Origin of the sequence: Thioclava sp. SK-1 (genome assembly GCF_001705665.1) — a bacterium.
Lineage (GTDB): Bacteria > Pseudomonadota > Alphaproteobacteria > Rhodobacterales > Rhodobacteraceae > Thioclava.
On record NZ_MDHA01000080.1, the window covers coordinates 18,551 to 45,506 of the forward strand.

General features: G+C 57.4%; 30 protein-coding genes and 1 tRNA gene. 7 read left to right on the forward strand and 24 right to left on the reverse strand.

Translation table 11 applies throughout. The annotated features are described in order from the left end of the window. Nucleotides 1–2 precede the first annotated feature (2 nt). Nucleotides 3–1,181 (reverse strand): aminotransferase class I/II-fold pyridoxal phosphate-dependent enzyme, encoded by a 1,179-nt coding sequence (locus BFP70_RS18435; protein WP_066013363.1) that lies wholly within the window; start codon nt 1,179–1,181, stop codon nt 3–5. 120 nt (nt 1,182–1,301) lie between these two features. Next, entirely contained in the window at nt 1,302–2,624 is a 1,323-nt protein-coding gene (locus BFP70_RS18440) for an amidase (RefSeq protein WP_066013301.1), read from the reverse strand. 120 nt (nt 2,625–2,744) lie between these two features. On the opposite strand from BFP70_RS18440, the gene BFP70_RS18445 reads away from it, so the two are divergent. Beyond that, a complete protein-coding gene (locus BFP70_RS18445) occupies nt 2,745–3,971 on the forward strand; it encodes a UbiH/UbiF/VisC/COQ6 family ubiquinone biosynthesis hydroxylase (RefSeq protein ID WP_066013303.1) in 1,227 nt (408 codons plus the stop codon). 71 nt (nt 3,972–4,042) lie between these two features. Here BFP70_RS18445 and BFP70_RS18450 read toward each other — a convergent pair whose 3' ends face one another. The 11 genes from BFP70_RS18450 to dapF form a co-directional block, all read right to left on the reverse strand. Next, nucleotides 4,043–4,228, reverse strand: a complete 186-nt coding sequence (locus BFP70_RS18450) for a Trm112 family protein (RefSeq protein ID WP_066013305.1) — start codon at nt 4,226–4,228, stop codon at nt 4,043–4,045. Further along, nucleotides 4,225–4,863: an LON peptidase substrate-binding domain-containing protein gene (locus BFP70_RS18455; RefSeq protein WP_066013307.1), complete on the reverse strand. Its 639-nt coding sequence runs from the start codon at nt 4,861–4,863 to the stop codon at nt 4,225–4,227. The genes BFP70_RS18450 and BFP70_RS18455 overlap by 4 nt, the downstream gene beginning before the upstream one ends. Before the next feature lie 26 nt (nt 4,864–4,889). Then, nucleotides 4,890–5,804 (reverse strand): co-chaperone YbbN, encoded by a 915-nt coding sequence (locus BFP70_RS18460; RefSeq protein ID WP_066013310.1) that lies wholly within the window; start codon nt 5,802–5,804, stop codon nt 4,890–4,892. 63 nt (nt 5,805–5,867) lie between these two features. Continuing rightward, nucleotides 5,868–6,656, reverse strand: a complete 789-nt coding sequence (locus BFP70_RS18465) for an exodeoxyribonuclease III (protein ID WP_066013313.1) — start codon at nt 6,654–6,656, stop codon at nt 5,868–5,870. 66 nt (nt 6,657–6,722) lie between these two features. Beyond that, the gene (locus BFP70_RS18470) at nt 6,723–8,204 is read right to left on the reverse strand and encodes an inorganic phosphate transporter (protein WP_066013316.1); all 1,482 of its coding nucleotides are present in this window, start codon (nt 8,202–8,204) and stop codon (nt 6,723–6,725) included. A gap of 78 nt (nt 8,205–8,282) precedes the next feature. Next, complete coding sequence (locus BFP70_RS18475; RefSeq protein WP_066013317.1) at nt 8,283–8,726, reverse strand: NUDIX hydrolase; 444 nt, start codon at nt 8,724–8,726, stop codon at nt 8,283–8,285. 9 nt (nt 8,727–8,735) lie between these two features. Beyond that, nucleotides 8,736–9,704 (reverse strand): phosphotransferase enzyme family protein, encoded by a 969-nt coding sequence (locus BFP70_RS18480; protein ID WP_066013318.1) that lies wholly within the window; start codon nt 9,702–9,704, stop codon nt 8,736–8,738. Beyond that, complete coding sequence (locus BFP70_RS18485) at nt 9,698–10,963, reverse strand: aspartate aminotransferase family protein (protein ID WP_066013320.1); 1,266 nt, start codon at nt 10,961–10,963, stop codon at nt 9,698–9,700. Before BFP70_RS18485 ends, BFP70_RS18480 begins: the two co-directional genes overlap by 7 nt. Next, nucleotides 10,956–11,378, reverse strand: coding sequence for an alternative ribosome rescue aminoacyl-tRNA hydrolase ArfB (gene arfB, locus BFP70_RS18490; protein WP_066013322.1), 423 nt, complete (start codon nt 11,376–11,378; stop codon nt 10,956–10,958). Before arfB ends, BFP70_RS18485 begins: the two co-directional genes overlap by 8 nt. Before the next feature lie 168 nt (nt 11,379–11,546). Further along, nucleotides 11,547–12,803, reverse strand: a complete 1,257-nt coding sequence (mtaB, locus tag BFP70_RS18495) for a tRNA (N(6)-L-threonylcarbamoyladenosine(37)-C(2))-methylthiotransferase MtaB (RefSeq protein ID WP_066013324.1) — start codon at nt 12,801–12,803, stop codon at nt 11,547–11,549. Continuing rightward, nucleotides 12,800–13,633, reverse strand: a complete 834-nt coding sequence (gene dapF / locus BFP70_RS18500; protein ID WP_066013366.1) for a diaminopimelate epimerase — start codon at nt 13,631–13,633, stop codon at nt 12,800–12,802. The genes mtaB and dapF overlap by 4 nt, the downstream gene beginning before the upstream one ends. A gap of 138 nt (nt 13,634–13,771) precedes the next feature. Between dapF and BFP70_RS18505 the strand changes: the two genes are divergently transcribed. Next, a tRNA-Lys gene (locus BFP70_RS18505) sits at nt 13,772–13,847 on the forward strand. 4 nt (nt 13,848–13,851) lie between these two features. Here the strand turns inward: BFP70_RS18505 and xerC are convergent. The 3 genes from xerC to BFP70_RS18515 are packed head-to-tail and all read right to left on the reverse strand — an operon-like array spanning nt 13,852 to nt 15,396. Beyond that, nucleotides 13,852–14,970, reverse strand: coding sequence for a tyrosine recombinase XerC (xerC, locus tag BFP70_RS18510; protein ID WP_066013326.1), 1,119 nt, complete (start codon nt 14,968–14,970; stop codon nt 13,852–13,854). Beyond that, entirely contained in the window at nt 14,967–15,134 is a 168-nt protein-coding gene (locus BFP70_RS21155) for a hypothetical protein (protein ID WP_176715604.1), read from the reverse strand. Before BFP70_RS21155 ends, xerC begins: the two co-directional genes overlap by 4 nt. Nucleotides 15,135–15,156: 22 nt before the next feature. Beyond that, entirely contained in the window at nt 15,157–15,396 is a 240-nt protein-coding gene (locus tag BFP70_RS18515) for a hypothetical protein (protein ID WP_066013327.1), read from the reverse strand. A 142-nt stretch (nt 15,397–15,538) separates the two neighbouring features. Here BFP70_RS18515 and BFP70_RS18520 point away from each other — a divergent pair, with 142 nt between their 5' ends. The 5 genes from BFP70_RS18520 (at nt 15,539) to BFP70_RS18540 (ending at nt 20,887) form a co-directional block, all read left to right on the forward strand. After that, a complete protein-coding gene (locus BFP70_RS18520; RefSeq protein WP_066013329.1) occupies nt 15,539–15,961 on the forward strand; it encodes a helix-turn-helix domain-containing protein in 423 nt (140 codons plus the stop codon). A gap of 3 nt (nt 15,962–15,964) precedes the next feature. Then, nucleotides 15,965–16,300, forward strand: a complete 336-nt coding sequence (locus tag BFP70_RS18525) for a hypothetical protein (RefSeq protein ID WP_066013331.1) — start codon at nt 15,965–15,967, stop codon at nt 16,298–16,300. A 77-nt stretch (nt 16,301–16,377) separates the two neighbouring features. Then, nucleotides 16,378–17,919 (forward strand): hypothetical protein, encoded by a 1,542-nt coding sequence (locus BFP70_RS18530; protein ID WP_066013334.1) that lies wholly within the window; start codon nt 16,378–16,380, stop codon nt 17,917–17,919. Nucleotides 17,920–17,992: 73 nt separating this feature from the next. After that, the gene (locus BFP70_RS18535) at nt 17,993–18,367 is read left to right on the forward strand and encodes a hypothetical protein (protein ID WP_066013337.1); all 375 of its coding nucleotides are present in this window, start codon (nt 17,993–17,995) and stop codon (nt 18,365–18,367) included. A gap of 3 nt (nt 18,368–18,370) precedes the next feature. After that, entirely contained in the window at nt 18,371–20,887 is a 2,517-nt protein-coding gene (locus tag BFP70_RS18540) for an Hsp70 family protein (RefSeq protein WP_066013343.1), read from the forward strand. Nucleotides 20,888–20,949: 62 nt separating this feature from the next. Here the strand turns inward: BFP70_RS18540 and BFP70_RS18545 are convergent, their stop codons facing one another. The 8 genes from BFP70_RS18545 to BFP70_RS20860 form a co-directional block, all read right to left on the reverse strand. Further along, nucleotides 20,950–21,138, reverse strand: a complete 189-nt coding sequence (locus tag BFP70_RS18545) for a hypothetical protein (RefSeq protein WP_066013346.1) — start codon at nt 21,136–21,138, stop codon at nt 20,950–20,952. Further along, a complete protein-coding gene (locus BFP70_RS18550; protein ID WP_066013348.1) occupies nt 21,131–21,316 on the reverse strand; it encodes a hypothetical protein in 186 nt (61 codons plus the stop codon). Before BFP70_RS18550 ends, BFP70_RS18545 begins: the two co-directional genes overlap by 8 nt. A gap of 175 nt (nt 21,317–21,491) precedes the next feature. Next, complete coding sequence (locus BFP70_RS18555; RefSeq protein WP_066013349.1) at nt 21,492–22,721, reverse strand: hypothetical protein; 1,230 nt, start codon at nt 22,719–22,721, stop codon at nt 21,492–21,494. A 2-nt stretch (nt 22,722–22,723) separates the two neighbouring features. Next, nucleotides 22,724–23,017, reverse strand: a complete 294-nt coding sequence (locus tag BFP70_RS18560; RefSeq protein WP_066013351.1) for a type II toxin-antitoxin system HigB family toxin — start codon at nt 23,015–23,017, stop codon at nt 22,724–22,726. Between the two features lie 337 nt (nt 23,018–23,354). Further along, nucleotides 23,355–24,908: a relaxase/mobilization nuclease domain-containing protein gene (locus BFP70_RS18565; protein WP_066013352.1), complete on the reverse strand. Its 1,554-nt coding sequence runs from the start codon at nt 24,906–24,908 to the stop codon at nt 23,355–23,357. Further along, nucleotides 24,902–25,330 (reverse strand): plasmid mobilization relaxosome protein MobC, encoded by a 429-nt coding sequence (gene mobC / locus BFP70_RS18570; protein ID WP_255356783.1) that lies wholly within the window; start codon nt 25,328–25,330, stop codon nt 24,902–24,904. Before mobC ends, BFP70_RS18565 begins: the two co-directional genes overlap by 7 nt. A 19-nt stretch (nt 25,331–25,349) precedes the next feature. Next, nucleotides 25,350–26,201 carry a helix-turn-helix domain-containing protein gene (locus tag BFP70_RS18575; RefSeq protein WP_066013353.1) on the reverse strand — a complete coding sequence of 284 codons (852 nt, stop codon included), beginning with the start codon at nt 26,199–26,201 and terminating at the stop codon, nt 25,350–25,352. Nucleotides 26,202–26,839: 638 nt separating this feature from the next. After that, nucleotides 26,840–26,956, reverse strand: a 117-nt coding sequence (locus tag BFP70_RS20860) for an IS3 family transposase (RefSeq protein ID WP_218059655.1), incomplete at its 5' end; no start/stop codon positions are given.

A 26,956-nucleotide genomic window follows, 5' to 3' on the forward strand; every position in this document is an offset into this window, starting at 1 on the left:
CCTCAACCGTAGAGGCAGTCGCGGAGCTTGACCAACCCGCGCTGCGTTTCTTCTTTTGGGGCAACCAAAGCCACCCGAATATAGCCTGCACCGGGGTTTTCCCCGTTCACATCGCGCGACAGATACGCGCCGGGCAGCACCCGCACACCGGTTTGCTGCCACAACCGCAAGGCTGCGGCCTCACCATCCTTTACCGGCAACCACAGGAAAAACCCGGCCTCTGGCATGGTGATATCGGGGATACCCGCAAAGATTTCTTCCGCATCAAGGAATTTCTCAGCATATAGTGCACGGTTGACCACGACATGGTCTTCGTCTTCCCAGACTTTCTGCGCAACATGTTGCAATGGTTGCGCAATCGGCGCACCGGCATAGGCCCGTAACTGCCGGATCTGCCCCATAGCTGCAGTCCCAGCCGCCACGAAGCCAGAGCGCAACCCCGGCAGGTTTGACCGTTTCGACAGGGAATGGAAGATCACCACACGTTCAGGATCTGCGCCAATCTCATGTGCCACCTGCAATAATCCTGGCGGCGGATCAAAGCGATACAGCTCAGAGTAGCATTCATCTGCAAAAATGCGGAAATCATGCTTTTGTGCAAGCCGTAGCAGCTGCGCCAAATACTCCTTCGATGCCACGGCACCCTGCGGATTAGCGGGGGAGCAAATGTAAAGGATCGCGGTCCGGTCCAACACTTCGGCAGGCAGGCTGGCGTAATCGGGCATAAACCCGGTCGCCGCCGTGGCTGGCACAAACACGGGCTGCGCGGCCGCCGTCAATGCGGCAATCGCATAGACCTGATAAAACGGGTTCGGCATCAAAACGATCGGCTTTTGGCCGTTTTTCTGCTCGGGGCACAGGGCGATGGCAGCATTAAACAGCCCCTCACGAGTGCCATTCAATGTCATCACACGATCTGTGTCGATGCGCACACCATAGCGGCGGTCGATCCAATCCGTAATGGCGCCAAGCAATGCGTCGGTTCCGTGATTGGCCGGGTAACGCCCAAATTCAGCAATATGCGCTGCCAAAACATCGCCCACAAACGCAGGCATCGGATGACGTGGCTCGCCAATCGTCATCGCAATCGTATCGCCGCCCGGCGCATGCGAGTCCAGCAGCGTGCGCAAACGCGGAAACGCGTATTCGGGCAGGTTCGAGAACCGCTCGGGAAAATCCATCATCGCCTCATGTATCAGGGTCATTTTAGCGCCCTGTTTGCAAACACGTTACCGAAAAGGCACAGGTTTTGTCCAGCCGTGCGGCCGGTCCAAGACGATTCGCCCCAAAATTGTGGCATTTCAGCCAAGCGCGTGCTCGGCCGCCATGCCCAGCCGCAACAAGCGATCCTCTTGCATCGGGGCGGCCATCATGCTGATCCCCGTCGCCGGGTGTCCCGTTGGCAGGGTTAAAACGCATAGGTTTAAAATATTGCCAATCCGCGTATTGCGCAGCGCGAGCAGGTTCTCCGTCGCGAAATAGGCAGGATCAATCAGCAACCGTTCTGCATCGGGCGGCATAATCGGCGCGGTGGGCAATAAGACAGCATCGAAATCCGCCGTCGCCTCCAGATATTGCGCACGCCACTGGCGCAAATCTGCCCAGCCCTTTGTATAATCCGCTGCGGAAATATCGCGTCCACTACGAAATCTGTCACGGATCAACGGATACATGTCATCCGGGCGGGCCTCAATCAGGTGCTTCCATGCGCCATATGCTTCGGGCGCAAACAACACACCCGACAAATCCATCGCCATATCCACCATTGGCAGGGCGCAGCGCTCAATCGCGGCTCCGGCCGCCGCCAACCGGTCAACCGCCAATTCAAACCCTTCAATTGGGGCGCTGCGGGCATCTTGAAACGGCAGGCCTTCAAGCACCATCAGCCGAGTGCCCTTCAGTGAACAGTCTTGCAAATCCGGCGCGCGGCGGTTCTCCATCACGGCCAACACATGAGCGCAATCTTCCACCGTGCGACACAAAGGACCGATTGTATCGAACCCCTCACACAAGGGCACAACCCCGCGTTTACCAATCCGGCCATGCGTGGTTTTCAAACCAACCAGATCATTCCATGCGCTTGGCACCCGCACAGACCCCCCTGTGTCAGATCCAACAGCCGCCGCCGCCATCCCCAACCCCACAGACACCGCCGCACCCGAGCTTGACCCCCCCGGCGCAAGCCGCGGATCATGCACATTGGGCGGTGTCGCTGTCATCGGGTTCACCCCAAGGCCAGAAAAGGCCAGCTCTGTCATATGGGTTTTGCCCAGACAGATCGTGCCGTTGGCCGTCGCGCGCTCCAGAACCTGCGCATCTTTCTTTGGCACCCGACCTTTCAGCAGCCGTGTGCCCGCCTCGGTGGCCACCCCGGCCGTATCGAACAGATCCTTCCAGCTTAGAACGACCCCATCCAGCGGACCCAGCAACAGCCCCCGCTTGGCGCGTGTGCGGGCCGCCATTGCCTCGGCCCGTGCCCGGTCCGGGGTCAACCGCGCATAGGTCAAACGCCCATCTGCAGTATTGGCCGCCTCCAGGTAGGTTTCGACCTGATCAACAGGATCAAGTTTGCAATCCGCAATCAAACGGCCCTGTTCTGCCGCAGGAAGAAAACGCTTGTTCATCGGCCACCCCTTACTTCGCTTCGCGCCACGCTAAATGGCTGACGTTGGGCTGTCTATGCTGCACCCGCAATGCTGCGCACAGTGCATGGACAATTCCCGAAATAAGCCCATATTGGCAGCATGAAAACAGAATGCGACATCATCATCGTGGGCGGCGGGCTGAATGGGCCAGCGTTGGCATTGGCCGTGGCAGGGATTGGCCTGTCGGTCACCGTTGTAGACGCCGCCCCTGCGCAGGCGCGCGGTGAGCATGCGTTTGATGGGCGGGCCTATGCTTTGGCAGCCGCCTCAAAGAACCTGCTCAGTGCGATTGGTCTGTGGCCGCAGCTGGCTGACAAGGCGCAGCCGATGATGGGGGTCAAAGCCTCCGACGGACATCCCGGCGAAGGGGCTTCGCCGCTCTTTTTGCATTTCGACGCACATGAGCTAGACACCCCACCAGTTGGCTGGATGTTGGAAGATCGCTTTTTGTCGCGCGCACTGTGCGATGCCATGTTGGCCCATGACAATATCACGCTGATCAGTGATACACGCGTCATTGCCCAAGACATCGAAGCCAGCCATGTCAGCGTTACGCTGTCGGATGACCGCCGGTTAACGGCACGTATGCTGATCGGTGCCGATGGCCGCGCTTCTGGTGTGGGTGCGCGCGCCGCGATCAAGCGCGAGGGTTGGGGGTATGGTCAGACCGCATTGGTTGCCGCCATCGCGCATGAGCTGCCGCATGACGGTATCGCGCATCAGTTCTTTATGCCCACCGGGCCGTTGGCCATCTTGCCCCTTACAGGCAATCGTTCCTCGATCGTGTGGAGCGAAACAGACAACAACGCACACACCATCGCTGCGCTAGATGACGGTGACTTCCTTGGCATCTTACGCCCGCGCTTTGGCGATTTTCTGGGCCAGATCGAATTGGCTGGGCCACGGTTCAGCTATCCGCTGTCGCTGACACTGGCCACGTCTTATGTAAAGCCGCGTCTTGCGCTTGTGGGCGATGCCGCACATGGGGTACACCCGATTGCCGGTCAAGGGTTGAACCTTGGGCTGCGCGATGTGGGTGCCTTGGCCGAGGTAATCGCGGACGCGCTGCGCCGTGGCGAAGATATTGGGGCCCTGAACGTGTTAGAACGCTATCAGGGATGGCGTCGGTTCGATGCGACATCGCTGGCACTCGGGATGGACACTGTCAACACGTTGTTTTCAAACACCAACCCATTGCTACGATTGGGACGTGATCTGGGGATGGGGTTGGTCAATAAGATCGGACCAATGCGCCGTGGCTTAATGCGTCAGGCCGCGGGCCTGTCAGGCCCCCTGCCCCGGCTCATGTCTGGGAAACCACTGTAACCAAAAACACTTCATAAATGGATGCCGCGGGCTGACACCCAACCGCTTACCGCCCATTTATCCATAGTGTATCAGTCCAGTGTTCGGGCTTCGTCTACCAACATAATTGGAATGCCGCCGCGAATGGGAAAGGCCAGACCGGCAGGCTTTGACACCAACTCTTGCGCATCCACGTCATAGCTAAGCACCGATTGGGTCACCGGACAGACCAGCGCCTCTAACATCCGGCGATCAAACAGGGGTTTCGTGTCAGTCATTGCAGATGCTCCTCACCGCCGCTGCGCAAAGCGAATTCCAAAAGCGTCACTAAAGTTTCGCGCCGGGTTTGCAAGCAAGGTGCTTCTAGCAGCGCTTGTTTATCCTCTGGCCCCAGTGGCAACAGCATGGACAGAGAGTTGAGCAGAAGCTCATCCTCGGCCTCTCTCAGCGATTCCCAATCCGTATCCATCCCCTCAGCATGGAAAAACCGCGCCAGCAGCTCAAAAAATGTGTCGCGGTCCAAATCCGGATCATGCTCCGGTTTGCCAAGATCCTTCTCAAAGGAAGACCAAGTGACCTTGGCACGCAGATAAGGCGTATCGCTGTCCAATTCCTCCGTCACGCGAAAACGCGAAACCCCGGACAATGTGATCATATAGCGACCATCCTCGGTTTCCGAAAATCCGGTCAGACGCCCCGCACAGCCGATCTGCGACAGACTGCCGGTTTTGCCCGGCCCTGTCGATGGCTGGATCATTCCCATCAACCGATCTGGCGTTTTCAGGACATCATCAATCATTTGCAGGTAACGCGGCTCAAAAATATGCAGCGGCAAGCGTCCCCGGGGCAGCAAAAGCGCCCCAGGCAGCGGGAAAAGCGAAAGTGTCTGTGGAAGATCGCCGTGTCTCATCATATCCGTAAGCTAGGTCAACAAACGCCTCAGGCAAATATCATCGACGTTAATTTGCGACGACCTTTTCCAACCAGCGGATCTTTTGCGGGCAAAGCATCGAAGATCGTGAACAACTGGGTTTTTGCGGCCGCGTCATTCCATTCCCGGTCACGGCGGAACAGCTCTAGCAGCTGGTCAATCGCATCCTCTGTCCGGTCCGCCGCTTGCAAAGCCAACGCATAATCAAACCGCGCCTGATGATCATCAGGATTGGCGGCCACTGCGGCCTCCAGATCATCCAATGGTCCGGCATTGGCCGACTGCTTGGCCAGTTCCAGCTGCGCGCGTGCGGCCTCTATCGGGGCGGAATTCATGATCGCACTGGGCGCGGTTTGCAGATTGCCCTCAGCCTTGGCCAAATCACCAGTGGCCAGATGGGCGCGGATCAACCCACCAAAAGCTGCGGCATTTTCGGGATCTTCGTCCAAAATGGCTGCAAAGGTTTCCACCGCATCTTCTGCCGCGCCTTCCGCCAACATTTCTTCGGCGGCAGCAATCGCCTCTTCCAGACCGCCATCATCACCCGACAGCGCGGCCAGCTTGTCAATGAAAGCGGAAATTTCGGATGCTGGCTGCGCCCCTTGGAACCCATCGACAGGCTGCCCCTGCCAGAACGCATAGACCGTCGGCACCGATTGCACACGCATCTGGCCCGCAATCATCTGGTTCTTATCGACATCGACCTTGGCCAGCACAACTTTACCGCCCGCTTTGGTCACGGCAGCTTCCAATGCTGGCGTTAGCTGTTTACACGGGCCGCACCATGTGGCCCAGAAATCGACAATCACTGGAACCGTTTGCGATTTTTCAATCACATCGGTCATGAAATTGGCTTCGGTGACGTCGAAAATCAGTTCAGCCGCAGGTGGCTGCACCGCACCCAAAAGATCGTTGCCTTGCATGTCAGTCTCCTTCCGGAATTCCTTTTGCCCCTATATGCGCCCGCGATCGGGCCGCGCCAAGGGTTACAGATCGAATGTTGCAAACACCGGCGCATGGTCAGAGGGTTTCTCCCAGCCGCGTGCCGCGCGCACAATCCGCGAGCCGCGCGCCGTGGCAGAAATGTCCGAGGTCGCCCAGATATGATCCAGCCGCCGACCCTTATCAGCGGCGTCCCAATCCTTTGCACGGTAGCTCCACCAGCTATAGAGCAGCCCATCTGGAATATCTTGCCGCGTTACATCGACCCAGTCGCCTGCTGTCATCACATCTTGCAGATGCTCAACTTCGATCGGGGTGTGCGACACGATTTTCAACAGCTGCTTGTGATTCCAAACATCATCTTCGCGCGGCGCAATGTTCAAATCCCCAACCAGAATGGATTTTTGCGGCTTGGTGGCCGCGAAATCATCGCGCATTTGGGTTAGGAAATCCAATTTCTGGCCAAACTTCTCATTCACCAAACGGTCGGGCGTATCGCCCCCAGCAGGCACATAGAAATTATGGATGGTAACGCCATTTTCCAACTGCCCCGCGATATGGCGAGCGTGATCCAGATTTGCATAATCTGTCGCGCCGACCTCTTTGATCGGCAATTTGGACAAGATTGCGACGCCGTTATACCCTTTCTGGCCCCGCGCCACCATATGGCCATAGCCCAAGGCGCGAAACTGCTCCAGCGGGATCTTATCCACCGGGCTTTTGCATTCTTGCAAGCACAGCACATCGGGCGCTTCTTCGCGCATCAATTTGCAGACAAGTTCCTCGCGCAAGCGGACCGAGTTGATGTTCCAAGTGGCCAGGGTGAATGTCATGTCGCTCTCCATTTTGCGGCGCGATACTGTCGTGCCATGACGACAAGCGCAAGCCGATAGGCAGGCTTACGTCAGCGCGTCCAACACCAGATAGATCACCGCGGACAGCCCGGCAGAGGCAGGAACCGTCACGACCCAGGCCGCGGCCACCGTCATCATATGCGAGCGGCGCACCAATAACCTGCGTTTGCGTTCCTCTGGCGGCACCGGCTTGCCTTTTTGGATGCCCAGCCGGCGCGCGCGTTTCTCGGCATCATATTCGCGATAAAACCCAACACCGAAAATCCCGCCCACAGCAATATGGGTAGAGGACACGGGCAGACCCAGCCATGACGCGAAAATAACCGTAATAGCGGCAGACAAAGCCACACAAAAAGCACGCACCGTATTCAGCTTTGTGATTTCAGATCCGACCAGACGGATCAAACGCGGGCCAAATAGCAACAGACCAACAGAAATCCCCAGGGCACCCACCGTCAGCACCCAGATTGGCAAGGACACCTCTTGCGCAATTGCCCCAGCCTGAAGCGTGTGGACAATCGCAGCCAGCGGGCCGACCGCATTGGCCACATCATTGGCACCATGAGCAAAAGACAGCAACGCCGCGGATACGACAAGCGGCAGGCCGAACAATTTCTTAAGCGACTTCTTACGGTTTTCCAGACCTTTGGATTTCAACCGCACGAAAGGAACCGCAAACGCCCAGCACAAGATTCCCACCATACCACCAATGCCCAGCGCCGAAACCAACCCGATTTGCAGGACATGTTTCAACCCCTTAAGCGCAAGATAGGTGGCAAATGCCCCCGCCATGACACCCATCAAAACAGGCACCCACACCCGCGCGGCCGCTATTTTATCTTCGACATACAGCACTTTGGCTTTGATAAATGCCAGGAAACAGGCCGCAATCACCCCCCCCATCATCGGAGAGATCACCCAGCTTGCAGCGATCATCCCCATAGAGGACCAGTCGATGGCGCCAAATCCAGCCGCAACAATTCCCGCCCCCACGACACCACCAACGATGGAATGCGTGGTGGATACGGGGGCGCCAAACCACGTCGCAAGGTTCAACCAAAGCGCGGCTGACAACAAGGCCGCCATCATCGCCCAGACGAAATGCGCCGGATCTGGCAGCGCGGTCGGATCGATGATCCCTTTTGCAACAGTGTTTACCACGTCGCCGCCCGCAACCAAGGCGCCGGCACTTTCAAAAATCGCAGCAATACACAGGGCCCCCAGCAACGGCAGCGCCTTGGCCCCCACCGCCGGTCCCATGTTATTGGCAACATCGTTGGCACCGATGTTCAGCGCCATATAGGCCCCGATCACAGCCGCGGCGACAATCACCCAGTTTCCCGGTTCGCCCTGTACCAAAATCGCCGCGCCAACCCCCGCCAGAACAACGAAGGCCAGCGCCAGCCCTGGCGCAACCATCGGCCGCGATACGAATTGGGCGCCGTCTTCGACACGGCCAATGCGCTGCAAATCTTTATCCAGCGTCTTCCATTGGTTGACGGGCGTTCCGTCCGGACCTTCGACCATTGTCACAAACCTGCAATGAAACTGTCACATTTCGCGTTGCCCTACCCTCTTGCAGGCATCTGCGCAATGTTTAGCCCACTACAAGCTACGAATTAGTTTCTGTAATCCCGGTTCATCAACTTTTTCGGCCGCGTGCTTGGGCGCAAACCATTCCCGGGTGCGCTCTTGCGCCTCAGGGAAATCGTCATGCACGGCTTTGACATCCAGCTTGAACACCTTGACTTCAACCGGGATCGCCAAGCCAGACTCCAGGACCTTGTCATAGGTATAGGTGCCACAAGCTTTCGTGGTGATCTTACCTTTGACGCCCGCCTCTTCCCAGGATTCCTGCTCCGCCGCGCCTGAAAGCGAGCGCCCCCGCATTGGCCATCCCTTGGGGATTACCCAGCGCCCGGTCCCGCGTGAAGTGATCAGCAAAACCTGCTTTTCACCATTGTGCTGACGCAGGCAGACAGCTGCAACCTGCATTTCCGGTGGACGACGCCCTACCATCCCAGACATGATTTTCCCAATCCAGCTCATAGCTGTCATTTAGGGCCACGGGGACGTTCCGTCCAGAACATGCTGCGCCATAAATACGGCGCGTTGCGCATAGGTGCGCATATTCGGGTGGTCGGCAGGGATCCTGCTTATGGCCCATCCAGCAGAGGCAAACGTGCGCAGGGCAACAAAAACCGGCAATAAATCAGCCTGGTTCTGTGGCAATTCACGCAGGCTGCGATAGCCTAAGATAATACCGCCGACCAAATCCGCCAGCGCCGGCTCATGTAAAGACTGGACCACAGCCGTCGCCAGATCATACAACCTAAAGCCTATACCCGAATCATCAAAATCAATCAGGGATAGCCCACCTGCGCTACGCATCACATTTTCGCGCAATACATCGGCATGGATCGGACCGATATCATGCGCTTGCCTGACCACAGTCTTGGCGCGCGCGCGCGCGCGCTGTAGCAGCGCGGTGTCCTCAGCTGTGAGTGCCGGATTTTCCCAAAAACGCCCCCAATTCGGCTCCTCACCCAACAATCCATCACTGTCCCAGCGTTGCCGATCAAAACGCGCCGGACATGCCCCGGCATCTGTCAGATTGTGCAGCTGCGCCAACAGCACCCCCTGATCGTACCCCAATTGCGCAATCTTATCCCGGTCTTCGCCCAAGGAACGTTCCGCGGCACCTATGGGATCACCGCGCAACCAGCTAACACAGCTGACCAGCCGATCGTCAATCTGCCCCACCAACGCCCCGGTCGCATTGCGCACAGGCTGTGGCACCGGAAAACCCTTAGCAGCCAGTTGCTCGCACCAGTCCAGCTCTGTCTCAATGCCTTGCACATCTTGATACCCAGGTCGATGCAGCCGCAAAGCCACCCGCTGGCCATTGGCCAAAGCCGCGTCAAACACGATATTTTCGCGGTTTTTTACCAATTTGGGAGCCGCACCACCGCCCCACTGCTGTAGCGCCAGTCGCGCAAGATCGCCCGCCTGCGCATCGCTTAGCATAGATCCAGCTCCAGCAAGGTTTCCGACAGCATTTCAACAACAGTTGCCGCATTTTGTCGTGAGAACGGCATGGGTGGACGCAGTTTCAAGATATGCTGGGCACGCCCGACTCGACCCAGCAAAACCCCGTGATGTTTCATCCGTTCAACAACTTTACCGCAAAATTCAGTGGCCGGAACGCCATCTTGTGCAAATTCCACACCGAAAAACAGACCAAATCCGCGCACATCCGCAATCAACGGGTGGCGCAACTCCCGCAAGCTGGCCAAGGCATACGCCCCAACATCGCGCGCGTTATCGATCAATCCGTCTTCTTCTATCACCTGCAACGTCGCCAGCGCCGCAGCACAAGACACCGGGTTGCCACCAAAAGTGTTGAAATAGCCAAATGCATTCCGAAAGGCCGCCATGATATCGGGCCGCGTGACAACCGCAGCCACCGGATGGCCATTGGCCATTGGCTTGCCAAGCGTGACAACATCAGGGGCAAAGCCCATCAGCTCATGCCCCCACCAGGCCCGCCCTACGCGGCCAAACCCTGGTTGAACCTCATCACAAAGGATTAGCCCACCGGCACGGCGCACCACCTCAACCGTCTTATCCAAAAAGCCCGGCGCAACGCCTGGCGTGCCCTCATTGGCAAAAATCGGACATAGCATGAAGCCGGCAAACCCATGGCCTGCCGCGTTCAGCTCATCAATCGCGGCCTGAACATTCGCCGCAAATGCATCGGCCTGGGCCTCTAATGACCCTCCCAGCGGCGTCAAACTATCCGGGGCCGGCACACGCTTGACATGATCAGGATAGCCCCCGATCGGTGGCCGGCGCGTCGACAAATGCGCAACAGCCGTGGTATTACCGTGATAGGTATTGTCAGTGGCAATTATCCCGGTCTTACCCGTTACCGCCTGCGCCATGCGCAGCGCGACATCATTGGCCTCAGACCCGGTGCACACCATGATCAGCTGCGTCAGATCATGACCAAATTTCGCCGTCAGCGCCTCACCATATTGCAAAATACCCTCGTGCAGATAACGCGTATGCGTATTCAACGTCGCCGCCTGGGTAGAAATCGCTTCCACCACCTTGGGATGGCAATGCCCCAGATGCGCGACATTATTATAGCAATCCAGATATTTGCGCCCCGCTGCATCCCAAAGCCAAACGCCTTCTCCGCGCACAATATGTACAGGCTCTTCATAAAACACGGGCACATTCGGCCCCAACAAAGCCTCACGACGCGCCAAAAGATCACTCATCTCGGGATACCTTTCCTCGTAAAGACTTAACTTCACCGCGCTGGGTCTTGGCCTGCAATCGCCGCCGCTGCGATCCTTTGGTGGGCTTGGTCGCAATCCGCCGCTTGGGCTTATGCGTCGCTTCCAAAATCAGGGCCGCAAGACGCTCACGCGCCATCTCACGGTTTCGCACCTGCGACCGCGTTTCCTCTGCCCGGATGATCAGCGCCCCATCATTGGTCCAGCGCCGCCCAGCCAGCCGCTTCAACTTCGCCTTCACAGCCGGCGACAAATGTGGCGAGCGCTCCGCCTCAAAGCGCAACTCAACCGCAGTCGAAACCTTGTTCACATTTTGCCCGCCAGGCCCCTGAGCCCGGGTGAAGCTCTCTGTCAGCTCCCAATCGGCAATGATGATAGAGTCGGTAATACGCAACATGCGCCGCAGATTAGCGCCTGACGCCAAAAGCGAAAGACCCAACTTCAAAAATTGTCGACAATTATTCAGCGTCTTTCAGCTTGCGCCAAATATCCCGGGGTGAATTGGGGCATAGCCCCAAAAGGGGCAGCGCCCCTCCCCAACCGGCACCCTCAGCCCAGCGCAACCTCAGGCGATCAGCTTTCCGCCATCATGGCCAAGAATGGTCACATCCATCAAAGACCCTTCTGGCATATCACGATCAAAGGACACCTCTGCAAACCCCTCGGTCCGCGCCACGCGCGCACCTTCGGTCAGAACCCGATGCTTATGCCCAACTTGTGCCGTCAAATGCCGCTCCAATGCCGCTTGCCCCGCGCCACGCAACCGGCGCGCACGATCCTTGATCGCGGCACCATTTACTGCAGGCATCCGCGCCGCAGGCGTTCCCTTGCGCGCGGAATAGGGAAAGACATGCAGAAATGTCAGATGGCAATCCTCTACCAGCTTCAGGGAATTGCCAAACATGTCTTCCGTCTCGGTCGGGAAGCCTGCGATAATATCGGCCCCGAACACGATGCCGGGCCGAAGTTTCCGCGCCTCTTCACAAAAGGCAATCGCATCATCGCGCAAATGACGGCGCTTCATCCGCTTTAAGATCATATCATCGCCATGTTGCAACGACAGATGCAAATGCGGCATCAACCGAGGCTCAGAGGCGATCGCCAACATCAAATTATCATCAGCTTCAATGGAGTCGATCGACGAAATGCGCAGACGCGGCAGATCCGGCACCAGCTTCAAGATCCGCATCACCAGATCCCCAAGGCGCGGCTTCCCCGGCAGATCCGCCCCCCAAGAGGTCAAATCCACCCCCGTCAGCACCACCTCATTGAACCCACGATCGCGCAGCCGCTTTATCTGTTCCACCACTACGCCAGCAGGCACGCTGCGCGAATTTCCACGGCCATAGGGAATAATGCAAAATGTGCACCGATGATCGCAGCCATTTTGAACCTGCACATAAGCCCGGTGCCGCCCGAACCCATCAATCAGATGCCCCGCCGTTTCTTTGACGGACATGATGTCGTCAACCTGCACCTTCTCGGTCAGACCAATGAAGTCTGGCCCAGCGCGCAACCCTGCCCATGTCTCCGGCAGCATCTTCTCATGATTGCCAATTACCTTCGACACTTCCGCCATGGCAGCAAAAGTCTCAGGCTCCGTCTGTGCCGCACATCCCGTGACAATCACCGGCGCGTCCGGGTTCTCGCGCTTCAAACGCCGGATCTCCTGCTTGGCCTTGCGTACAGCCTCGGCGGTCACCGCGCAGGTGTTGACCACCACGGCCCCTTCAACACCGGCGGCGCCTGCCAGCTCTTTCATCGCCTCTGTTTCATAGGCATTCAGCCGGCAGCCAAGCGTAGCAAACACAGGCGGTTTCATAGCGCGGCCATAAAATCGGGGGTCAAACGCCCCTCAAAAACATATGTGGTCGGGGCCGTCATCCAAACACCATCATCGCGCCAATCAATTTCCATCTGCCCGCCGTCCACATCCACAATCACACGCCGACCGGTCAGCCCACGCAGCGCACTTGCCACAGCCGTCGCACAGGTGCCAGACCCGCAGGCCAGCGTCACACCGGCACCGCGTTCCCAAACCCGCATCCGCAGGTGATCCGGCCCAATTACCGACGCAAATTCAACATTGGTCTTCTCGGGAAAACGCGCATGTGTTTCGTATCTTGGGCCAAGTGTGCTCAGGTCAACCGCCTCGGCATCTTCAACGAAAAACACGCAATGCGGATTGCCCATCCCCACAGCCACCGGGTCGCCATCCAGCCCCGTTGCCACCGGATCCCCAACAAAGGGAATCAGCGCCGCGTCCAAAATCGGCGCGCCCATATTAACCGACACCAGCCCATCTGCCCGCCGAACCGCGGCCAAAACGCCACGCGTGGTGGTCAAAGACACATTAGTTTGCCCCAATTGCCCCATCATCCAATCACTGACACAACGTGTCGCATTCCCGCAGGCTCCTGCCTCAGACCCATCTGAATTGTAAAATTTCAAATGAAAATCAGCGCCTTGTGATCCACTCACCACCGCAAGCTGGTCAAAGCCCACCCCACGATGGCGATCGGCCAGCGCCTGCGCCAAGGCAGGCGTCACCGGATCGGCACCCTGGCGGGCGTCAATCACAACGAAATCATTGCCAAGCCCATGCATCTTCATAAAGGCCAGCCCGGAGCGTATATCGATCAGATCTTTCATGCCTGCGATATACGCCTGCTTCAAAGTTTTTTCCAGTCATGTGATTTTTTATGAAAAAGGCGGTTGACGCCCCCCAATAGTGTTCGTAAAAGCCGCCCCACAGAGACGGCGAAACACTGCCGGATCAAATGAGAGAGTGGGCCGTTAGCTCAGTTGGTAGAGCAACTGACTTTTAATCAGTGGGTCGCAGGTTCGAATCCTGCACGGCTCACCACTTCTCATAAATTTTCCTTTCCCTGTTTGGGTTTGGTGTTGGATTTGACGAACCTCTTGGGAAGGTTCGCCAAATTGCGCTCGCCATTTGGGCGGGCGACCAGTTTCTCAATCGCGGAATCGGCCATGCCTTCGCGGCCTGCGGCCTCGGTGTAGCGCTGCACAAGAGCCAGCGCTTTGTGGCCCGTGACTGCGCCGATCTCGTGCGCGGTGGCTCCGGCCTCGGCCAGACGTCGCGCGCAAGCCTTGCGCAGCCCGTGGGCGGAACACTGAGGCAGCTCGGCCTCTTCGGTCCAACGCTGCATGAGATTGCCCAGCCCACCGGCAGATCGCATCGTGCCTTTCTGGGTCGCTAGGAAGGGCCGGTCCTTCGGCAACTTGTCCAGAACCTCCGCCAAATCCGGGTGGATCGGCACGGACACAAGAACACCGCCAGACCGTTGCGTCTTCTGCCGCCGATACTCGATCTTGCCGTTGTGGACGTTCTTCGGCCCCAGCTTCACTGCATCGACCCGCGCCGCGCCGGTGTAGAGCATCAGCGTCACCGCCGTATGTGCCAGCGTGCCGGGCTTGTGGACCTTGAAGAACTGCGCCAGCTCGTCCTCGTCCCAGGTATGGAAGCCGTCCCCGCCCACACGAAACGGCTTCGTTGCGCGTGCAGGGTTGTCGCCTCGCCAGTCCAGCGTGATCGCGAAATCCATCAACTGGATCAGTCGCTTGCGCAGGTTGTTCGCCGCTGTCGGGGTCTCGGCCTTCTCGGCCAGGATTGTCTGCACATGCCGCCGCTGCATCAGCCGCACCGGCTTGTCTCCGTGTTCTTCCCGAAACTTTTCCACAATCCCGCGATAAACCTTCTGCGTGCTCGGCGCGAGATCGAGGAACTCGGGCGACCGATACCAGAGCGCCACAAGCTGACTGACACTGTAGGGTTTGGTCCGGTCCGCCCCGATCAGCCCGCGCGTCTTGTGGCCGTTGACCGGGTCTTCATACCGGCGAACGAAATCCTCGGACCCGTAATCACTCCCCAACTCCGCCGAAAACCTACCCTTCCGAAACCGCCACCGCCGCTTCCCGTGCCGGTCGAAATAGGCCGTCGCGCCGGGAAACTGCTTTCGGCGTTTCATGGGCGATCCCACGGGTTGTTGACCTCGTCGGTCTGCCTCTCGGTGCTGTAGATCACGACCTTGCCGTCACGGCTGATCTCTGACCGCACGACCGGAATGCCTGCGTCCCTGTATGCCTTGAGGTATCGTGTCAGCTCTGTCTGCGTCAGCGACGCGCGGGGCATGGCCATAGGGTGTCCCTTTCCGTCAAAGGCTGTGATGCTGCGGATCGCCCAGGGGCAAGCGCGGCTGGTCGTCTTCGGGGCGTTTCACCCTGGTCGCGTTCTTCTGGAACCGCTCCCAGCCGCTCATGGTTAGAAGCTTGGTTTTCGCGGAAATCTCAACGAACTCCAGCCGCCCATCGTTCATCAACGCGCGAACTTGCGCGGCGCTTAATCCAACGAGATCACCCAGCTCTTTCGGTGAAAGCAGTTTTTCCTGTGCCAAAACCCTCTCCCTTTCATAAGGTAGTGCGAATCGGGTTGAAAGTGCTCGCGTCCGGTGGTCCGATAACGAAACACAATGAATAACGTTCATTTGTGCGTATAGCACTCATATGAACGCAACCGCAAGTGGATTGCTATAGAAAATGGTGGATCGTCCCTATGACTATCTGCGTGCCCTCGGCGCGCGCATCGCGATTGCGCGCAACGAGTTGGGTATGTCGCAGGCGAAACTGGCTGAAGCGCTCGGAATCTCGCTACGCGCCTACCAGAGCTATGAGCTGGGCAAGCGCTCGATCCCGGTCGAGGCGTTGGTCGAGATGCACCGAAAATTCGATGTGGACCTGAATTGGATTCTGTTGGGAGTTGAAGCTGTTCGTATGAAACATGACATTGCCGCCCTTGAGGAGTTCGAGGTCGCGCTGGACAAGTACCTGTCCGACAGCGACACAAAGCTGAAGAGCGAAAAGCGCGGTGCGATTGCCGCGCGCTGGTACCGGTCCTTTTTGGAAGGAAAAGAGATCGCGATGGACGACGTCCACACCTGGATCGAACTGCTGAGAGAGTAACGAATGGATCTGAGACAACCCGAGGCATGGCAACGCCATAAACTGGCGTCAACCGAGCGAATGCAGGCCGACCTTGGCCGATATACCCGCCCAGTGATGAGCACCATGGCAACCTGTTCCTTGGTCTATCTGATGACCTGGGGACCGCTATACGCGCTCTGGGAGGTGGGACACATGCCTTGGCTTCCGCTTCTCGCCGCCGCCTTCTCAGGCCTCGTTGTCACGATGACCTTCCCGGCCTTCGTAATGGCGGTTGGGATTGAAAGTTATTTCTGCCGCCGCCTGCGTAGCCTGCAGGTATGCGAGTTTCGCACTCCTGCGAGTGAAGGTGCCGATTGATGCGGCGCGATAGTCTGTAATACGTTCTTAATCAACGCCTTGGATGGGCGGGAGCATAAGTCAGAGGAATAATTTTTTTGGGTAATGAACATTTTAGCCTTTCTTTGAATGCCTTTTCGGTTCTGAAGGCCAGTTTCGGATCAAACCATGCTGAGATTTCCGACCTAGTCGAGGATGCTGAGTTCGATGAACTTCATTCCCAAGAGATTATTCAGCGATCTCAGCAAGCGCTGTTGTCCCCGATTGCTCGCTTAGATCAGGAATTAAGTTGGCTCCCAGAGCTCAGCAATACGCAAATCAATGAGATTGGCTCTCTGTTGGAAGCAGGAAGGATAGCCAGCCTGCGTGAAGCAATTGCATTTCTGCCCGATTTGCCAAAAGCCAACGTTCTTGCGCATTTATGTGGCACCAATTCTGCGGATGAAACGCTCCTTCAAGACCTTCTTCGTGCATGGGATGATGTTGACCAACTCAGTCTCCTGCAATTCTTGAATACACAACGCAAAGCGGCTGGCTTCCCACAAGTCGAAAGGAGCCAACTTGCGGCGTCGATCAACGTTCTCGAAAGCACTCATGCGCGAAGCGCTGCGCTGTCCGTCTGGCGATTGGGTGAACCCGGAAAGGTGATGGAGAGCCTGGTTGAGGCGGAGCTCAAGAAAGGCCGCGCAAGCAGAATTTTGGCCGAGTTTGTTCGTGAATACGACATCTTGAGCGAACCCCACTTGGCGAGGATTAGCGAAGCTATTGATCAGCAGATCGAACTTGCCCGTCAACCGACACAACAGCTTGAGGCCGTGACGAGTGAAATCGCTGAACTCCTGCGGCAGTGGGATGATGTCAACCAGCCCGTTCAAGTATTTGAGCAGCATCAAGGCCATGAAGAAGGTCGGTCCAAGCAAATCTACGAAAGACTTCGATTACTATGCCTCGAACTCGCGAACGAAAGAGGCGAGTTTCATCACGCAAAGCGGTTGTCTGAAGCGCTGTTGCACACGTTTCCAGAGCTGGAATCAGTTGCTGAGGTGCTCAAGGGTGATGTCGAGGCGCTGAAGAATCTCGATAACCAGCAAAAGCAGTTTGCAGTTCTGGAGCCGCTCGTTGCCACCTGTGAGGCCGCCAAATCACAAGTTCCGAAGCTGAGGTCTGCGTTGCAAAGCTCAGGGTTTTCGCAAGCGCGCATGGGGGCTGTGAAAGACATCTTCGCAGCATTTGATGCTGCTGCCAAAGCCCCAGGCGTTGGCGACGCCGCATTCCTCGTGGTCCGAGACCTGGCGCTGTTCGTGAACAATGATCGGAATGACCCTGAAACGGCTTTCAGATTGATCGACGGGCTGATCACATACCGTGGCGCGAAACCGTCCCAAGATGTGAGTAGTAAACTCGATGAAGAGCGGTCCGTGTTGCATCGTAACTGGAAAATGTCGGAGCTTGAGCGTCATCGAGGCAACGTTGGCGCCATGTCGAAGACTATTGATGAAATGCTGGTTTACGCCAAAGGGAAAGATAGGGCTGAGCTAACTCAGCTTAAATCGGCAATTGATCAAAAGAAAAATGAGCGCATAGGTTGGTGGGTTACAATTGGCGTTGTGATCCTACTGATAGCAATTTTCGGGGGTTGACCGTCGTGAAGCGAGATTTCTCACAAAGGGTTTTGAGAACGCGTTTGGGAAAGTACCCTGAAAGGTTTTTGCTGTGAATAAGAAAGATGCCCCTTTTCGCCCCGAACTCGTCGCCCAGCTTTGCGTTGAATACTGGAAGCTTGCGGCCGCGACTGAGAAAGCGTTGAGCGTCGTTCTTGCCAGCGATGGAAAGCGCTTAGTGGCGCAGTTGAAATTCTCCAAACGCCAGTTGGATGTGCTCCTCCAAGATTTGGGACTGCGACTAGTCGACTTTTCAGGTGAGCGTTTCCATCCTGGCTTGGCGGTATCGGTCGATAATCCAGGCGATTTTGAAGAAGATGAAGCACTTGTCGTTGGCAAGACAATAGAACCCACAGTCATGTCCGACATGACTGTAATCCGGCTAGGGCGCGTGATCGTTGCGCCAGTTAAACAAGAAGAGGAATAGGCTGTGTATCTAGGTATCGATCTCGGAACATCGAACTCTGCTGTTGTTGGGCATGTCGATGGGGCGCTCCGTCTCTTCAAGACTGCCGACGGCACCGATGTACTGCCAAGCGTTATCTACCTGGATAAGCGCGGACATCGGTTCATCGGAAAGACGGCCTATGACCGTTTGCTCTCTGCGCCAAAGAACGTCGCGCATGGCTTCAAGCGCTCCATGGGAACCAAGAATCCAATTTCCCTAGCTGGGGAAAACTGGACCCCGGTGGAGTGCTCGGCAGAGATCATCAAAACGTTGGTTGGCCAGGCCATGACTGAGGCCGGTTCGCAAGAAATCGAAGGCGTAGTCATTACGACACCGGCCGCGTTTAATCAGATGCAGAGCGAGGACACTATTTCAGCCGCGCGGCTCGCAGGGTTGGAAAAGGTCAGCCTGCTGCAAGAGCCGGTTGCTGCTGCTTTGGCCGCAATCTCCAACAGCAAGCAGAAAGACGGCGTTTTCCTTATCTATGATCTTGGCGGCGGGACATTCGACCTCGCCCTCGTGATGAGTACCGCTGGCGTTGTTAACGTTGTTGCCCACGAGGGCATCAATATGCTCGGCGGCAGAGACTTCGACAGGATTATATTCGATAGCGTCGTCCGGCCATGGCTTTCGCAGAATTTCAGCCTGCCGGCCAATTTTCAGGCCGACGAGAGATACAAGCATCTTGCCGATGTCAGCAAACACGCAGCTGAAAAGGCAAAGATCCAACTGTCTGCATCCGAGACGGCTTCCATCTTTGCCACTGAAGATGAGGTCCGTGCCACAGATGAAAACGGCGAAGAGATTTACATCTCTATCGACCTTTCCCGCGACGAGATGACTGAACTGGTTCGCGACCGGATCGAAGATTCAATTGCTTTGTGCCGGAAGATCATCGCCGCAAACGGCTACAAGAACGAAGACATCTCGAAGATTGTGCCGATCGGCGGACCTTCGAAGATGCCCATCATCCGGGAGATGCTGGAAGCGGAACTTGCTATTGCTGTAGATAGCGGACTGGACCCCATGACCGCCGTTGCCACCGGTGCGGCGATATTTGCTGAGAGCCGAGAATGGGAAGGTAACAGCTCCACTCAGAAAACATCCAAGCACCGGGAAACAGTCACAGGTGACATCAGTCTTTCGTTGGACTTTAAGTCCCGCGTCTCGTCCGAAAGCACAAAGATTCGGGTTAAACCTGCGGGCGATATTCCCAGTGGCTTCGAACTCGAAATCCTTGATGAAGAAGGCTCGTCTTCTGGTCGGATACCGTTGAACGGTCCGCTAAACGTTGGTGTTAGCGTTCGAAAGAACGGCAAGAACCGATACATGGTCAACGTTTTCGATCAGACCGGTAGCAAGGTTGAAAGCGCTTCACGAGAAATCAGTATTACGCGAGCCGAAGCCAGCGCGGCTAGCGTTCCGATGACCTACAACCTAGCCGTGAAAGTTCAACATGGCATGGTTGGGTATGAGCGAAACAAGCTGGACGTATTGGTCAAGAAGGGAACGGCGCTGCCAGCGCAAGGTCGGCAGAAGTTTCGTTCTGGCAAAACGCTCATTGGCGGGGATGATGACTTCATTGCGGTGGAATTCTATGACATGGCGGATGACGTAGACAGCCCTGAACATAACCTTCACATCGGCAATTTCCGCTTGAACAGCGTAGATGAGCTTGAGCGCGGAGAGCGGATCAACCGCGGTGACGAGTTCATTATTGACTGGAAAATGAGTGACAACGGCACGCTTAGCTTTGCTGTAGAGCTTCCCGCGCTTGGCCGGATAATTGACGCTTCGAATCTGTATCGCCACGACGATGGTGGGATAAATTATGAAGGAGAACGGGGCGCTGAGGTCGCGACAACAATGCTGTCGAGGGTGGAAAGCGATCTGCAAGAGCTTGAGAGTGCGCTGGACGACGATCCTGACCCGTCAGGTGGCATTCGGAAACGTATCGAGCGGCAGCATGCGGCGCTATCCACTTCGGTGGATGCTGACACCCATCGTTCCGTTGCGGAGGAAGCTCGAAAGCTGCGTCAGGATGTTGCATTATTGAAAATGTCCCCCGCGAATGAAGAGCGAGTGCTGGCAGACGAAGCGGCTAAGGCCGAACTGTCGTTTGATGAATTGAGGGATTTAGCACAGCCCGTCGATGCGGAACGACACGACAAGCTGCTTGTTACGGCACGTCGGTCAATTCGTGAGAAGAATTTCGATTCCGCGCGAAGATCGCTGGGCGAAATGCATGGCATCCGAATGAAAGTGTTGGCGGAAACCCCAGATTTCTTGATCGAGATACTGAGACTTCTTGCAAATGAGAGACATTTGGTCGTCGATGAGGAACTGCACAATCAACATGTCGCTGCTGGCGTAGAAGCTGCTAAGTCCGGCGACGTGGATCGATTGAGATACGTGATTGGTCAAATGATGAACAACAGGGTGTCCACGGGTGCTGATGCAGCTGACATTGTTGAGCTGGCGCATCTTTTGGGCTCATGAATGTGACTTCACCGACTCAAACGCGGCTCGGTTTTTCCGAGCCGCGCAGCTGCTTCATGATTTCAGTTTTTGCGCCGATGTTTTGTTGGGTCCACCAGACGATACATCTGACCTTTCTGCTCTGGCGGCGGAAGAGGTTCATTGCGTGTGACCGTGCGTTCGACCCCAGTTCCACCCCCACGCGGGCCGGTGATTTCATACTGTCCAGAACGTGGCGCTTTTTGACCTGGCTTGAGAAGCTTGTCAGACATGAGACGCCTCCTGTGCTGCAGGAGGGACATTTGCAAAGCGCTTTCTGGTCGCGATCTCGCTGATGCGCCCCTGATTGAGATCAAAATCGGCGGCGATCCGATGCTGAAAATCGCCCTTCGCAAGGCGAGCCTTGATGATCGACACCTGCTCAGGCGTCAGAGTTTTGATAGTAGCCATCTGGCGTACTCCTTGGCGCTTGTTAAAACATTTGCCCTGGAGTCCCGAACCGTCTATCCCTTGCTTACCACCACAAGAGCGCTTCGGTCTCCGGAGCCACGACGAAGAGGGTGCGCCTGTATCCTTTCGACGTGTTGTGAAAGCGGGGACGCCTTGCCGGGCGCCCCCGCTAAACTCAGCAGATTGAATCCTCCAACAGCAATGGCCGAACTTGTTTCGCGCCAACGAACTGCGAAAGTAGCCTGTAGTTCTGCTTCTCGTGGCGTATGCGGCCTGCGACGATGGCAGGATGAACCTTTGCTTGCCGCGAAAGGGAGATAACGTTCTGCACACTGGGGCTAGAGCGCACTGGATGGCCGTCCCACAGCTCCGAGGGAATAAGGGCTTCTTGCGCCCACTCGTCAGCCTCCTGTTCGCGGATATCATCTCGTTCATGGTTCCGCTCACGAAGTTGCAGATCGTCAATGAAGACCTCGCCGTCTCCATTGTTGAAGTGCCGCCCCAAGTGGGCCAGTTCATGAAGTAGGCAGAACCAGAAATTATCCAGACGATCATATCGAATCGTCATGCCCACAACTGGAACACTATCCACTGTCCAAAGTGCTGCGCCGTCCAAATAGGTCTTTGGCAGGTGCGAAGCGACAACAAGCGCGATGCCATGCTTGGCCAGTCTTTCCTTGGCGAGCTTTGGACCCTCGTCAAATTCACTCAAGCGGGCCAAGTCACGGAGAAAATCTTGGTCGATAGTTCCTTGTTCATAGACACCTTCCAGTCCCGCTTGCCGTGCTTTGCAAAGAATGTGCAGGCACCAAGCTTGTAAAGCATGAACATCCGTTTTGGCGTTGGCTCGTGAACCTCCGCCTTGGCGGAACAAAGCCTGTGGTAGCGCTTGCTGCCCCCCAACGCACGCGACCATCTTCTGCACGATTTCTTCGGTGCGATCCTTGATGTCTGCTGTTTTCTTGATCCAGCCTAGTTTGGCCATTTGCATCACAGGAAAACGCTCGAAATCAATCCCCGCCGGAGCGGTCGGCAGAGCGCCACCATCTCGTATCAGCACATCGGCCGGAATGCCTAAATGTTCATTCAAAGCCCGGATCATCTTGAGCGTCAGGCTTCGTTTTCCACTCAGAACTTCCGATGCCTTTGCGCGGCTTCCAAAGATTGGAGCCAGGTCGCTCTGATTCATGTCGAGCTGCTGCATGCGGAACTTGATTGCTTCGATTGGATCTGGAGCGTCCATTGGAAAGTGACGATCTTCGTAGACCTCGATTAGTGTCGCCAGCACATCAAGCTCATCATCTTCTGCTACGGAGCGATCAAGGTCCATCAGCGCTTCAACACGAGCAAGAGCAGCGGTGTAATCCTGCTCGGAATTAATTGGCCGAATATGATGCTCGTTCATAGTCATACTTCCTCCGCGTCGATTTGATCATATTCCTCGTGAGTTCCGAGGAACCGAACAAAGCCAATACCCTTCTCGTAGTCGAACCTGACAATCAGTCGATATTTGTTGCCACAAATATTGAAGACCACTCGTCCGCCCTTCAAAATGCTTGCGTTGCGATACTGCGCTTTGACCTCGGCTGGCGTTTTCCACTTCGCGCGATGCGCTTCCGCCCACCAAACATCCAGCTGCGACTTCGAGTCTGGGAAGCGTTTGGAAAAGGCAATCAACTTCGGTCGGGCAATGATTCTCATCGTCTATCTAATCCAACGTTCCCGTGCAGTCAAGTTATACATCGCTCCCTATGGGGGAACAGATACCTGATTCGTGCTTTGGTGGCAAGTTCGGCAGTGAAGGGAGTTTCTTGATCCACTCTTGATGCCGATGTCTACAATGGCGCAGAATACAACCTAAGGGCAACGCTCAGTACTAAGTTTTGAGACGTGCTAGCTGGGAAAACACTAAATCTCGTTCTATTCGCCTTTGATCACTTCTTGATTGTCTATGCCGCACGCGCCGTGAACGCGCGTTCAGCCTACCTGTAGCATGGCAAATGGCGCGGACCTGCCAATCTGTAGCTTGGCAACACCTTCAATGCGTCAGCCCTTGGTCCATGTCCCGCTCCCGCGCTTCTAGTGTTTCAGCCACTCTTCGGCGTCCCTCGCTAAGCTCAAGCTCTCGTTCAACTTCGCGTCCAGCGCGTTGTAGGTGGCCTCTTCGCTCAGCAAGCCACGCAACGCCTGCATTGACGCGATCTGCGAGCGTATGAGCAACGTCGCGCAACCCACGATACCATCCAACTGGGCTTGCAGCCTCATCGTCGAGCGCGCTTCCAAGCCGCTCAATTCCGCGGCTGAGGTTTCGCAGACCGTCACCAACCGCTCGACGCAGGCGAGCAAGTCGCGCTCCAAGGCTGTCAGGGGCGTCGTCATTCATTTCTCCTCTATCTTGATGCAGATGACCGGCGTCCCGGCCAGTGTGCAGGTCTTTAGTTCGGTCCTGCCGGGGTCCAGCGTCAGCCAGGTCTGCTCCCCCTGGTCGATCCGCGTCAGGCCCAGTTTCGCCATCTCCGAGCGTGTCAGCAGGACCGTCCAAAGCCAGCTCGCGGCCATCATCGAGGCGATCCCCGTCAGGATCAGCCCCGAGATCACCCAAGGCGAGATCGTCAGCCAGCGCCTGATCTGCTCGGTCCGCGTCTCGAACAAGCTCCTGTTCTCGTTCAGGAAGCGGCGCGTATCGTTCTCGATGGTACGCCGCGCGTCGGTCGCAATGGCTGTCAAATCGGTCCTGAAGCTCTCCAGCTGGGATGCCATCGAGGCGGCGTAGTCTTGGCGTATCGTGTCCAGCTCCGCGTTCAATTTCTCGCTCAGCCGGGTCGGCTTGCCAGTCTTCATGGAAAATCTCTCCTTTCAGGCGCCAGCGTTCGCCGGTCTCGGGGTCTTGGGCGGTGAGGTAGGCCTTGCCCGCGCGGGGCAAGTCGAAACCAGCGTCGGTGAGCGCTTCGACCATGCTGGCGCGATCCTCGATCAGACCCATCGAAATCTGATCGAGGATCCACGCATGCAGCTCGTCGCGGCCCTGGGCGCGGGTTGAGGCCTCGATGGTGTCGCGCGCCTCCTGGGCGCGCTCCAGCTCCATCGGGTCGGCCCAGCCGTGGCGCTGATTCATCAAGTCGCGAAGACTGTCATAGGCGTCCTGGTAGCCGGGTGGGGCGATGTTCAGGCTGCGCCCGGTGGTCAGCTCCAGGCGCGGGGTGCAGAAATGCAGCTCGACGCGATCTTCGTGACTGTGCCGGACCCAGAGCATGTCATATTGCTCGCCGTCCAGTCCGGCGAAGGCCAGCTGTTCGAAGGCGTCCATCACCTCGGCCTGCTGCGCCTCATTCGGTGTATCCTCGGCGGCAAAGCTGATCACTCCCGCGCGGTAGGTCCACCGGTGGCGGCTGGCGTCTATCAGTGCCTCAGTGCGGCTGGGATCGCCGCGCAGCACCTCGGGCAAGGGGTCGCGCGTCACCATCAAGGGCTGGCCATCGGCATCGCGGATCAGGTCGCGGTTGCCGTCATAGGCCAGCACGCGTTCGGCCACGAGATAGCCGACCGGCCCCGCGCCTGCACCCTTGCCGTTGGGAAAGAACTTGATCAGCATCGCCGCGCCTCATCGAGGAGCTGGGCAAGCTGGCGTTCGATCACCAACAGGCGGCGGGCAACGGTGAGGCTGTCGAGATCGGGGCACCCGACCAGCATCGCGCCGTTCAGCCAGCGCGCGATCTGGTTGAGGTTGCCGCCGATGCGCCCGACGGCCAGCACCAGCGCCGGATCGACGCGCGGCACGGGCTTGCGGCGGCGCGCCTCGGTCCGGCCAAGCGCCTCACGCAGAAGCGTCGCGGCAGGCAGGCCTGCGGCTTCGGCCTTGGCGCGCAGCTCAGCCTTCTCCGCCGCCGTGCAACGGAAGACGAAAGTCTCCGTCAGCGGCTCCTTTGCGCGGGCTTTTCCCGCGACGGTGGGGTTCGAAGGGGAGGCTTGCCGCCCCTCGCAAGGTCCCGTGTCATCCGCGCCAGCGTATGACATGGGTCGCCTTGCTGTTTCCTCAGACCGCATGACGGTGCTCCCCCTCGGTCGGGGCAACATCCTGCGGAAGACGCGATGCGCGCTGCATCTGACGCGGGGCATAGGACGTGATGCGGGGTGCGGCGGACATGGCGCATTCGCCGTCCTGCGCCTGACGGCTGACATCCCGCAGAAGACGCAACTGCGCCGGCCATTCCGCGCTGCCCGCCGGGGCCGGTATCTGCGCTGGTAGCCAGAAACCCGAATGCCGCCCGTGTGGTACGATGGGCAGGCTGCGTTCCAGCGACGTCATTCCCTCCCGCTCCAACCTATCGTCCCAATCCCGGACAAAGCAGATGCCCCTCGGGACAAATACCAGGTCCGAGCGCGTTCCGCCGGATTGCCCTTCATCAGGCAAATCCGGCGCGGACGCGCGCCCGTGTTCTTTTCTAAGTTCTTGTTCTCTGTTCGGGGGGCGATCCTGTCCCCCTTTGCCGGACAGGTCTGTCCTGCTTTGCGGACAGGAGTGTCCCCCTTTGGCGCGACCAAGCGGGACAACCTTGTCCCCCTCCCGGCGGCGATCCGTGGCCCGTTTCAGGGCCGCTTCGGTCGGGCGGTAGCGCGATGATTTCCCCTTATTGGTTCCGCGCTCCACGGCCATATAGCCCGCCGCCTCGACCTTGTTCAGCGCTCGCTTGACCGACTTGGCGTGCTTGCCGATGGCCGTGCCGATGGTCTCGAAAGACGGGCGGCTCTCGCCGGTCTCGTGGTCGGCGTGAGCGAGAGACAAGTAAAGGGCCACGCGCAAGGCGTTGTCGTCCAGCTCGTGGTCGGTGACCATCTCCAGCAGGTATTGCAGCTTGATCTTGCAGAAGGGCAGAACCTCAGACATCGACCCCTCCCGCGATTGCGATCACGGGTGCGATCTGGTATCCAGTCTGAGCAAACTTTTCGATTTGGCCGTTGACGCGGGTGCCAGCCCGGTCAGCGGCCTTTCGGTTTCTGGGACTCCTGAAACGGTTCGCCAGAGGCCCGAAAAGCCCAATCAAATCAAAGGCTGGGGTTTTCTGGTTCGCCAGCGCAAGCCGTTGATTTCCCTCACCCCGCACAGTCCTGCACGGCTCACCACTTTCCATAATTGACGAACGACAGTAAGTTTGTCGTTTCCGACAAAAGTTAGGCGCCTTTCGACACATCGATCGGCGCATTTGCTTTATCTGGCGATCATATCGCAGGCAAATACCTCGAGAGATTCGTAGGCCTCCCATGGAGGTTCGCGAACAGAATCAAGGTCACTCACGGCCGAGGCTGTGTGGAAACGGGCCGGCAGGGGCTGTCGGCTGCTGGTTGGTCGCGCTGCTTGCTTTCAGCCGCCTCCGACGCTCTTTGCGCGCGTGACGGCTTGGTGATCCCTTTCTCGCAAGGCGTGACGTCTGCGCTTGAGGCTCGGCAGCCCCCGATCAGGCGGCAATGGCCCGCATCAGGCCCCGAATGGACCTGCACCGTTTCTGTTCCGGTGTGTTGCTCATCTTAGGCGGCGATCTTTTCGAAGGCCACGGGTGATTTTCCGTCCAAGGCTGAATGGCGCCTGCGCGGGTTGTAGAAGCCGTTGATGTATTCGAACACCGCGACCTCAACATCCCGGCG

Bases quoted from the DNA above. Each gene is read 5' to 3' on its own strand.
- BFP70_RS18435 (WP_066013363.1), bottom strand. From the start codon at position 1,181: ATGGATTTTCCCGAGCGGTTCTCGAACCTGCCCGAATACGCGTTTCCG.
- BFP70_RS18440 (WP_066013301.1), bottom strand. From the start codon at position 2,624: ATGAACAAGCGTTTTCTTCCTGCGGCAGAACAGGGCCGTTTGATTGCG.
- BFP70_RS18445 (WP_066013303.1), top strand. From the start codon at position 2,745: ATGAAAACAGAATGCGACATCATCATCGTGGGCGGCGGGCTGAATGGG.
- BFP70_RS18450 (WP_066013305.1), bottom strand. From the start codon at position 4,228: ATGACTGACACGAAACCCCTGTTTGATCGCCGGATGTTAGAGGCGCTG.
- BFP70_RS18455 (WP_066013307.1), bottom strand. From the start codon at position 4,863: ATGATGAGACACGGCGATCTTCCACAGACACTTTCGCTTTTCCCGCTG.
- BFP70_RS18460 (WP_066013310.1), bottom strand. From the start codon at position 5,804: ATGCAAGGCAACGATCTTTTGGGTGCGGTGCAGCCACCTGCGGCTGAA.
- BFP70_RS18465 (WP_066013313.1), bottom strand. From the start codon at position 6,656: ATGACATTCACCCTGGCCACTTGGAACATCAACTCGGTCCGCTTGCGC.
- BFP70_RS18470 (WP_066013316.1), bottom strand. From the start codon at position 8,204: ATGGTCGAAGGTCCGGACGGAACGCCCGTCAACCAATGGAAGACGCTG.
- BFP70_RS18475 (WP_066013317.1), bottom strand. From the start codon at position 8,726: ATGAGCTGGATTGGGAAAATCATGTCTGGGATGGTAGGGCGTCGTCCA.
- BFP70_RS18480 (WP_066013318.1), bottom strand. From the start codon at position 9,704: ATGCTAAGCGATGCGCAGGCGGGCGATCTTGCGCGACTGGCGCTACAG.
- BFP70_RS18485 (WP_066013320.1), bottom strand. From the start codon at position 10,963: ATGAGTGATCTTTTGGCGCGTCGTGAGGCTTTGTTGGGGCCGAATGTG.
- arfB (WP_066013322.1), bottom strand. From the start codon at position 11,378: ATGTTGCGTATTACCGACTCTATCATCATTGCCGATTGGGAGCTGACA.
- mtaB (WP_066013324.1), bottom strand. From the start codon at position 12,803: ATGAAACCGCCTGTGTTTGCTACGCTTGGCTGCCGGCTGAATGCCTAT.
- dapF (WP_066013366.1), bottom strand. From the start codon at position 13,633: ATGAAAGATCTGATCGATATACGCTCCGGGCTGGCCTTTATGAAGATG.
- xerC (WP_066013326.1), bottom strand. From the start codon at position 14,970: ATGAAACGCCGAAAGCAGTTTCCCGGCGCGACGGCCTATTTCGACCGG.
- BFP70_RS21155 (WP_176715604.1), bottom strand. From the start codon at position 15,134: ATGCCCCGCGCGTCGCTGACGCAGACAGAGCTGACACGATACCTCAAG.
- BFP70_RS18520 (WP_066013329.1), top strand. From the start codon at position 15,539: ATGGTGGATCGTCCCTATGACTATCTGCGTGCCCTCGGCGCGCGCATC.
- BFP70_RS18525 (WP_066013331.1), top strand. From the start codon at position 15,965: ATGGATCTGAGACAACCCGAGGCATGGCAACGCCATAAACTGGCGTCA.
- BFP70_RS18545 (WP_066013346.1), bottom strand. From the start codon at position 21,138: ATGTCTGACAAGCTTCTCAAGCCAGGTCAAAAAGCGCCACGTTCTGGA.
- BFP70_RS18550 (WP_066013348.1), bottom strand. From the start codon at position 21,316: ATGGCTACTATCAAAACTCTGACGCCTGAGCAGGTGTCGATCATCAAG.
- BFP70_RS18555 (WP_066013349.1), bottom strand. From the start codon at position 22,721: ATGAACGAGCATCATATTCGGCCAATTAATTCCGAGCAGGATTACACC.
- BFP70_RS18560 (WP_066013351.1), bottom strand. From the start codon at position 23,017: ATGAGAATCATTGCCCGACCGAAGTTGATTGCCTTTTCCAAACGCTTC.
- BFP70_RS18565 (WP_066013352.1), bottom strand. From the start codon at position 24,908: ATGCTGATCAAGTTCTTTCCCAACGGCAAGGGTGCAGGCGCGGGGCCG.
- mobC (WP_255356783.1), bottom strand. From the start codon at position 25,330: ATGTCATACGCTGGCGCGGATGACACGGGACCTTGCGAGGGGCGGCAA.
- BFP70_RS18575 (WP_066013353.1), bottom strand. From the start codon at position 26,201: ATGTCTGAGGTTCTGCCCTTCTGCAAGATCAAGCTGCAATACCTGCTG.